Genomic DNA, 8,713 nt, shown 5'->3' on the forward strand with positions numbered 1-8,713 from the left:
TACATCACATCCTCCCAAATAGATTATTAAAAAACATTTTGATTGGATTGTCAATAAGTTTAATATTTTGAGAGAAAAAGTAATTTATAAGCCTTTTTATAGAAATAGAAAAACTTGAGTCTGGATAGTACTGAATAATTGGTTTTTGGCTTTTAATTGAGTTTGGTAGAGTTTTATCAAACACACTATAGCTTGCCATTTCAAGTTTTGTATTTAAGAATTTCTCACATATATTATTCATGTTATTAAAAACATTTTGTGCCTCTTGTTTATCTTTTGCCATATTTATAAACATTTTTATATCTTTGCGTTTGTAGTTTAGAGTTAATATCTTAATTGTTGCATAAGCATCGGCAATTGAAGTAGGCTCAGGTGTAGCCACAATAACTATATCTATCGCATTTTTAAGCAATGTCATGACTTTTTTTGATATTCCAGCGCCTGTGTCTATCAACAACACGTCTGTTTGGCTTGCTAGTTCATTAAGTTTATCCATCAAATCAATTAAGTCATTTTCTGAAACATTTGATATGTCTTCTATGCCACTACCAGCTGGTATAATTTTTAGATTTTGGTTATAATCCACTATAATTTCTTCTAATCTTTTTGATTTATTTATTACATCAATTATGCTGTAATTTGTTTTTACGCCTAAAACAATATCTACATTTGCAAGGCCTAAATCGCCATCAAGCAGTATTACTTTTTTGTTGATATTGCTTAACGCAACAGCCATATTTGAAGTTATACTTGTTTTTCCTACACCGCCTTTGCCGCTAGAGACAGCTATGACTTTTTGGTTTTTTTTGTTAGTATCCACCAATTCTCTCAACTTTTTAGCCTGATCATTCATTTTCACCCTCTATTTTTGCTTTTTTGATAATAAATGAAGATATACCAAAAGGGTCTGCTTTTACGAGATCATCTGGCACATCTTGTCCAAAACTAATGTAAGAAATGGGTTTTTTTGTTTTAACAGCAAAATTAAGCATTGTGCCAGGTGTATTTGTTTCGTCTAATTTAGTAAGTAACAAACTATCAATCTTGAGTCTAGAAAATTTACCATAAATTTCCATACAGTCTTCTTCTTTAGTATTTAAAGCTAAAACTAAACTGATATGCATACCATTTTGATCATTAAATAAACTAAATGATTCTTCAAGACGCTTAATATCTTTTTGACTTCGACCAACTGTATCAATAAAAATTTTGTCATAACCACTAAATTCATTTATGGCTTTTTGTAAATCATCTCTTCCAAGACATACCTGCATAGGTATTTCCATAATTTTTGAATAGGTAAGTAGTTGATCAACGGCGCCTATGCGGTAAGTGTCAGTAGTTATGATGCTTACTTTTTTTTTGTTTTTTAACTTTTCTATTGCTGCAAGTTTTGCTATAGTTGTTGTTTTGCCCACACCGGTTGGACCTGTTAATACGACTATTTGTTCAGTTGGCTCTACTGTCTTAAAAAACTGGGACAAAAGAACGCTTAGGTAATCAATAGTGTAGTTGTCATCTTTGAGTTTTTCGGCATACAAATTATCATAAAGAGCTTTGGATATTTTAAAAGAATATTTTTTGTTTATACCTTTTTCATTCATAAAATTAAAATACTTTTGAACAGAAATGGGCAAATTGTAAATATCAATCTCACCTTCTTTTTTTGCCATGTATGATAGGCTGCTTTTTAGGTTGTCTAGGTCACTTTTAATACTTTCTACCACTTCTTGTAAGGGATTTTTTGTAGCATTTTTTAACAGATTTTCTAAATCTTGTATCTTTTTTTCAAGGTCTTGTTTGGATTGGTCGTTTTGTTTGGACTCGATTAAATTAGCAAAATCTTTTTTTTTGGTACTTTCTGGATGCTCGATAGCAGCTGTAACTTCAATAACCTCTCTTTTAAAAAAAGAAAAAAATGAACCTTTACGCACTTTTCTTGTAGATAAAATTACAGCTTCTTCGCCTAGCTCTTTTTTTATTTTTTTAATAGCTTCTTGAAGATTGTTTGCCTCGAATGTTTTTATTATCATAATTCAATTGTGTCTATCGTCTTAATTTCTACATTATTGGCAATTTCTGAGTAAGACAAAACAATAATCCTTGGGAAGAATTTATCAAGAAAAGCTTTAAAATGCCTTCTGACTCTTGGTGAGGTCACAATTATAGGCTCAATCCCATTTTCTGCGGCTCTTGCAATTTGATTTTGTGTGGATTGCATAAGCTTATCACCAATATTTGGTGGAAGATTCATATATGAATAACCATTTTCTTCTTTAATGTTTGCAGTTAACACGCCTTCTACACTAGAGCCCAATAGTATTACATTTAACACATTGTTTTCATTTTTGTATTTGTTTGTAATATGATAGGCTAGGGCACTTCTTACATGTTCTGTTAGTAAATCCAAATCCTTAGTGTGCGGTGCCCAGTCGGCAAGCGTTTCAAAAATTGTTAATAAATCTCTAATAGGCACCTGTTCCTTAAGCAGATTTTTTAATATCCTATGTACTTGTCCAAGCGATAAATACTGTCCTAACTCTTCTATAACTTTGGGGTAATCACCTTTTAGATTTTCAAGCAGTTTGTTTGCATCTTGTCTGGTAAATATGTCGTAAATGTTTCTTTTAATAAGCTCGGTTATATGCGTGATAATTACCGTTACAGGATCCACTACTGTGTATCCTGCTACTATTGCTTCATTCTTCTTTTCTTTTTCAATCCATATTGCCTGCAAACCAAACGCTGGTTCTTTTGTAGAAATGCCTTCTATTTGTTTTAATGGAGCAGGTGACATAGCAAGGAGTCTATCTGGTTCAATTTTATATCTACCAACTTCAATGCCTTTTATTAAAAAAATATATTCATTTTTATCTAATGTGAGATTGTCCCTTATCCTGATAGAGGAAATTATTACGCCAATATCTAACGCCAGTTGCTTCCGCATTAATTTTATTCTATTGAGCAGATTACCGCCTTCGGCTTCTTCTGTTAGATGTATCAAGCCATAGCCTATCTCAAGTTCAAGTACATTAATTTTCATAGCTTCTTCGATATTTTCTTCAACAATTGGCGCCTTTGCCTGTTCTTGGATGTTTTTTTCTTCTTCAAGTTTTTCTTGAATTTTCTTTTGAGAAATAGAGTATGCCAAATATGCAAAAATCAGTGCTAAAAAGATTAAACTAATATGTGGCATGCCTGGAATCAAAGCCAAAATCCCCAGTATTGCAGCAGATAGATATAGTGCTTTATATTGTTTTGTAAGTTGATTTATTAGGTCTGGCGCAAGACTTTCTTCGCTTGAGCTTTTTGTAATAACAATACCAGCTGCTGTTGATATGATAAGCGCAGGCAACTGTACCACAAGGCCATCGCCAATTGTAAGCACCGTGTACCTGCTTGCTGCCTCTGATAGATTCATGTTGTGCTGCAGAACACCAATTATTATTCCGCCAATTATGTTAATAAAAGTTATTAAAAGGCCTGCAATTGCATCGCCTCTTACAAACTTGCTTGCACCATCCATGGCACCATAAAAATCTGCTTCTTTTGTAATTTCTTGCCTGCGTTTTTTGGCCTCTACTTCAGTAAGAATGCCAGAATTCAAATCAGCATCTATACTCATTTGCTTTCCAGGCATAGCATCAAGCGTAAAGCGCGCAGCAACTTCAGCTACTCTGCCAGCACCTTTTGTTATTACAACAAAGTTTATTATTACTAAGATAATAAATATTATAAAGCCGACAATATAGCTCCCGCCAACAACAAAATAACCGAAAGTTTTTATAAATTTACCTGCTGCGTCAGCGCTTTGAGCACCATGTAGCAAAATTGCTCTTGTGGTTGCAATACTAAGCGATAGTCTAAATAAGGTGACAGTCAAAAGTATTGTAGGAAATGTGGATATATCAAGTGGTCTTTGTGTATAAATGCTAACAAAAAATATCAATAGTGCAGAAGCAAACGAAATTGTTATAAAAAAATCAAGCAAAAAAGGCGGCAGTGGAACAATTAAAACCGTAAGTATTATAATTACTGCAATTAGTATAAGAAAATCGCTAAAGCGAGTAATTTGACCCATTAAACTAAGTTCTTTCTCCAAAAATTCCCCGTCCAATACGTATTATAGTTGAACCTTCTTGTATAGCGATTTTATAGTCATCACTCATACCCATTGATAGCTCGGCTAAATCAGGGCAAAAGCTTTTCTTTAAATCTTCAAACAACGATTTCATATCTCTAAAAGCTTTTCTGATTTCAACCTCATCAGCTTGAGGACCAATACACATAAGTCCGTGCAATTTTAAATTCTTCAAATTAACTATACTTCTTGTAGCCTCTAAAACATCATTTTTAAAAAAACCGAATTTTTTAGGATCATTTGCAATGTTAACTTCAAGCATTATATTTATAATTTTGTTTTGTGAAAATGCATAATTATTTAGTTTATCTGCAAGTTCTAAGCTATCCATACTATCAATATAGTCAAAATACATTGCAGCCTTTTTTGCTTTATTTAATTGCAGATGACCTATTAAATGCCACTGGATATCTAAATTATCTTGCTTTGCTAATTCTATTTTTGCAATCGCCTCTTGCATCCTATTTTCACCAAAGATACGCTGGCCGCATTCATATGCTTTTTTTACAACGCTAAGATTAAAATTTTTTGATACTGCCATTAATTTGACATCAGGATTTAAACTTTCTATTTCGCTCTTTATTTTTTTTAAGTTTTTGCAAATATTTTCCATAAAAAACTCCTTTTTACGATTATACTTTTGCTTTAAAATAAGTCAATTATTTATGAATCAATGGGTAACAAAAAAAAGATTAAAACGATGAACACTACTACTCACCACAGAAAGGTGCGGTTTTCAAGTCACACCTTTTGGGCTAATACAGAAATGAAACTCATTGTTTGTTTGAAGGATATGGTTCTTTTCAATAACTACAGCATTATTATTGTAGTCTATAAGCAAAACATAAGAAGTTTGTGTACCGTAATTCTTGCTTTTTACAAATATAGACGAGAGCATTTTTTCTTGCATTAAATCAATTCCTGTAGATGGGAGACTATCTTCAAATACTGTATCGTCGTATAAAATTTTAAATAGTTGTTTTATCATTAATTTTTTGTCTTGCGCGTAGAGAATGTCATTTTCAAATGCAGCTTTGGCTTTCTTTGTTTTAGGCCACGATATATCCAGTAAACTATTACTTAGGGTATGCAAGCCACTTTTTATTCGCATAAGTTGATTTTGAATGTTAGAAAAGTAGTAAAGGCAATCGATACTGCCAAATACTAAATTAAATGGATTATATAAAACAGGATTTGTACTCCTAATAAATCTTTTTGGGTCAACATTAGCAGTTAAATAGTCCCATACAATACGCCCTCTAGAAGGTGCGCTAGTTTTAAATAAATCAGGATTTCTATAGTTTGTTAAAAAAACCAATTTACCATTTTTTGTTATACCAAAAAAGCTGCCTAGTGCAAGCAAATCCCTTGGAGATAGCAACTCATCAGTTTCAGATTTATACCACTTAAATGGCAAACTCTTTCTTGCGTAGTATTCGTCCCTATTGCCTGCTAATATAAGTTTGTATTTGGGGTTTTTGTTTAAGGCAAACACAACTAAACACATACGTATCTTAACCCTATAAATTTATATAACAATTGAAAACAAATAAGCTCAAATAACTAAAAAAACCGCTGCCCACTGTTTTATTATAAGTCTAGTTGCGCTTTCTTTGGCAGTAATCTATAAAATTTTTTGCAAACTCAACGCAAAAACTTTTTTTTCTGACGCTTAACATGGACATGGCTCTAACCAAATAAACAATCTTTTTCATACATTTGCTTTCCAATTATTGTATATTTGGCCTCTGTATAAAGGTATTTGAATTTGGCCTTTTGAAAAGACTATCTGATAAAGTTGAGTATCACCCCACTTAAAGGAAGCGTAGGCACCATTTAAATACAACCTCCACATTCTAATAAACTTTTCGTCGAACGTCTGTTTGACTTTGCCTATATTTTTTTCAAAATGCTCTATCCAGTGTTCAATTGTTTTGGCGTAGTGAGGCCTTAGGTTTTCTATATCGATAATATAAAACTTTTTCTTCCTTAGTCTTTTAACCAATTCTTCTAAAGAAGGCAAGTATCCGCCGGGAAATATATACTTAAGCGTCCATGGATCAGTAGGCAGTGGCTCATTATGCCCAATTGTATGCAAAAGCCCAAGCGCACCTGACTCTAGAATGGCCTTGAGTTTGCTAAAAAACACATCAGCATAATTTTTCCCAATATGCTCATATGCTCCTATTGAAACAAATTTGTTGAAAGTCCCTGTTAGGTTCCTGTAGTCTTCATAAACAACTTCTATTTTATCGCTTAAGCCTTCCTCTTTTATTCTTTGTTTTGCAAATTCATACTGGTTTTTAGATATAGTGCAGCCTAAGCCTTTTATATTGTTTCTCTTTGCTGCATATATCAAAAAACCACCAAAACCACAACCAACATCTACAACTTTATCATTGTCTTTTAAGTAGATCTTTCTGCATATAAGTTCATATTTATTGTTTTGTGCAGTCTCTAAACTATCATCTGGAGTTTTAAAGTAAGCGCAAGAATACGTATAGCTTTTATCCAAAAACAAACCAAAAAAATCGTTGCCCAAGTCATAATGGTAAGATATATTTTTTTTAGCGCCCTTTTTTGAATTTATATTTGAAAGCTTATTTACTGCAATGGCAAGTTTTGTTTTTGCAGGTACCCTTATATTGTTCTTTTTTATGAAATTTTCAAGATACAGCAAATCCTTTAAATTTCCAGTTACTTCAATATTCTGGCTTACGTAGTGCTCTCCAAAACCCAAGCTCAAGTCACTAAATAAATCTTCAAGTACATTTTTAGCATTTATTTTTATACTTATTTTGTGCGGTTCACTCCCAAAATGTTTGGTTGTGCCATCCCAATAGGTAATCTGTGAAGAAACTTCCTTGCTTGCTTCTTCAAGAGCCTGTTCAATAAATTTTTGAAACTCTCTTGTAGTGTTCACGATAAAGCCTCCTGATCAATCAAACAAAAACTTTTGTTTGATTCAAAAGATTTTTTAAGTACTAAAAATTTAAGAGCTCTTTACACACCTTATTTCTATTGTCTATAATGTATGCCAAAATAAGATTTTTCAAGAGTATTATTAAAGATGCATTTTTTAAAAGTTGCTTTTTTTTACGTTCTTGTATGTTTTTTAGCTAATTGCCTAGCTTGAAAAAGCTTAATAAAGGTACACAAAAACTCTTAATAATGCTTAAATCCTAAAAATGATTAATTAATATATTGACAAAATAATAAGTGATATTATAATAACCAAAATGAAGGGAGGTTCTTTCATGCACCTTAGAAAAACCCTGTTTTCCATATCGGTCTTAGCTTTATTTGCAAATACTTCTTACGCTTTATCTTTAAGCGAAGTGCAGTCTTTAAGCTCAAACAACAACTATCAGATAAAGCAGTACGAATCGCTCTATGAGTCTTCAAAAGAGTCAAAGCAAAGTGCTTTTAAAAACTTTTTGCCAAACCTATCTACAAATTACTCATATACAAGACTTGATCAGCCACCATACCAGATTGCAAACGGCAATAAATTGATTATGGGCTCTGTTAATAACTATCAGTGGAATGTTACAATAACACAGCCTTTATTTACAGGCTTTTATCTGTTGAACAAGTACAAGTATGCAAAGTACAATGAATCATTCTCTCAGGCAAACCTAGAAGTAATAAGAAACCAAATTATAACAAATGCAAAAAATGCTTACTTCAACGTCCTATATAACCAAAAGATACTAGAAACTAGGCAGCTTGCTGTTGCCCAGTATGAATCACACTTAAAAGACGCAGAAAGTTTCTATAAACAAGGTCTTATCCCAAAAGTAGACTTACTAAAATCACAAGTAGCCTACTCAAATGCAAAGCAAGAGCTAAAACAAGCTTATGCTAACTTAACAAACGCTATAGCTCAGCTAAACCAATTGCTCAACGAGCCCATTGATAAAACACATACATTTGATCAGGTAGCGGATGTTGTTAACTTAAAAACACCCCTTGACTCACTTTATGCTCAAACAGACAACCGTCCAGATATTAAAGCACTATCATTTGCAATTAACAAAGCCAAAGCTCAAGTAGGTATGGTAGAGTCTAGCTATTATCCTCAGGTACAATTAAAGGCAAACTACAACCGCAATGGTCAAAACCTCGATATGAACAATAACCCATACGCCGATAACTCCATCTATAGCCTAAACATAATTGCAAACTGGGATATATTTGACTGGGGTAAAACAAAAAATGATGTACAAGCCGCAAAGCTACAACAGATTGCCCTAGAAAATGAACTGGCTAATCTAAAAACACAGTCCAAAACTCAAATACTAAACGCATACGATCAAGCTGAAGTAGCATACCACAATATCTCAGTATCCCAAACTGCCCTAAAAGAAGCAAATGAAAACTATAAGCTAACCAATGAGCGCTATCTAAACCAACTTGCAACATCCACAGACATACTTGATGCAAGAACACTTCTTACTCAATCTGAGTCTAACTACTATGGAGCTATATATGGGTACTGCATAGCGCTAGAAAACCTTGCAAATGCTGTTGGAAAGTCAGATGAGTTTGATTATTTGATTAGGTTTAAAT

7 protein-coding genes are annotated in these 8,713 nt (G+C 32.8%); 1 reads left to right on the plus strand and 6 read right to left on the minus strand.

The features are described 5' to 3' along the window. Positions 1-4: 4 nt before the first annotated feature. The 6 genes from DESAMIL20_RS02285 to DESAMIL20_RS02310 form a co-directional block, all read right to left on the minus strand. Positions 5-853, minus strand: coding sequence for a MinD/ParA family protein (locus DESAMIL20_RS02285; RefSeq protein WP_086033194.1), 849 nt, complete (start codon positions 851-853; stop codon positions 5-7). Continuing rightward, positions 846-2,033 carry a flagellar biosynthesis GTPase FlhF gene (gene flhF, locus DESAMIL20_RS02290; protein ID WP_086033195.1) on the minus strand — a complete coding sequence of 396 codons (1,188 nt, stop codon included), beginning with the start codon at positions 2,031-2,033 and terminating at the stop codon, positions 846-848. Before flhF ends, DESAMIL20_RS02285 begins: the two co-directional genes overlap by 8 nt. Continuing rightward, positions 2,030-4,102, minus strand: a complete 2,073-nt coding sequence (gene flhA / locus DESAMIL20_RS02295) for a flagellar biosynthesis protein FlhA (protein ID WP_204218551.1) — start codon at positions 4,100-4,102, stop codon at positions 2,030-2,032. Before flhA ends, flhF begins: the two co-directional genes overlap by 4 nt. Next, positions 4,086-4,754: a YggS family pyridoxal phosphate-dependent enzyme gene (locus tag DESAMIL20_RS02300; protein ID WP_086033196.1), complete on the minus strand. Its 669-nt coding sequence runs from the start codon at positions 4,752-4,754 to the stop codon at positions 4,086-4,088. Before DESAMIL20_RS02300 ends, flhA begins: the two co-directional genes overlap by 17 nt. Before the next feature lie 123 nt (positions 4,755-4,877). Beyond that, complete coding sequence (locus DESAMIL20_RS02305) at positions 4,878-5,648, minus strand: NRDE family protein (protein ID WP_086033197.1); 771 nt, start codon at positions 5,646-5,648, stop codon at positions 4,878-4,880. Between the two features lie 204 nt (positions 5,649-5,852). After that, complete coding sequence (locus DESAMIL20_RS02310) at positions 5,853-7,064, minus strand: SAM-dependent methyltransferase (RefSeq protein WP_158090483.1); 1,212 nt, start codon at positions 7,062-7,064, stop codon at positions 5,853-5,855. A 316-nt stretch (positions 7,065-7,380) separates the two neighbouring features. Between DESAMIL20_RS02310 and DESAMIL20_RS02315 the strand changes: the two genes are divergently transcribed. Next, a partial coding sequence (locus tag DESAMIL20_RS02315) for a TolC family protein (RefSeq protein WP_143340228.1) occupies positions 7,381-8,713 on the plus strand: 1,333 nt, incomplete at its 3' end.

Origin of the sequence: Desulfurella amilsii (assembly GCF_002119425.1) — a bacterium.
Taxonomy (GTDB): domain Bacteria; phylum Campylobacterota_A; class Desulfurellia; order Desulfurellales; family Desulfurellaceae; genus Desulfurella; species Desulfurella amilsii.

Bases quoted from the DNA above. Each gene is read 5' to 3' on its own strand.
- DESAMIL20_RS02285 (WP_086033194.1), bottom strand. From the start codon at position 853: ATGAATGATCAGGCTAAAAAGTTGAGAGAATTGGTGGATACTAACAAA.
- flhF (WP_086033195.1), bottom strand. From the start codon at position 2,033: ATGATAATAAAAACATTCGAGGCAAACAATCTTCAAGAAGCTATTAAA.
- DESAMIL20_RS02300 (WP_086033196.1), bottom strand. From the start codon at position 4,754: ATGGAAAATATTTGCAAAAACTTAAAAAAAATAAAGAGCGAAATAGAA.
- DESAMIL20_RS02305 (WP_086033197.1), bottom strand. From the start codon at position 5,648: ATGTGTTTAGTTGTGTTTGCCTTAAACAAAAACCCCAAATACAAACTT.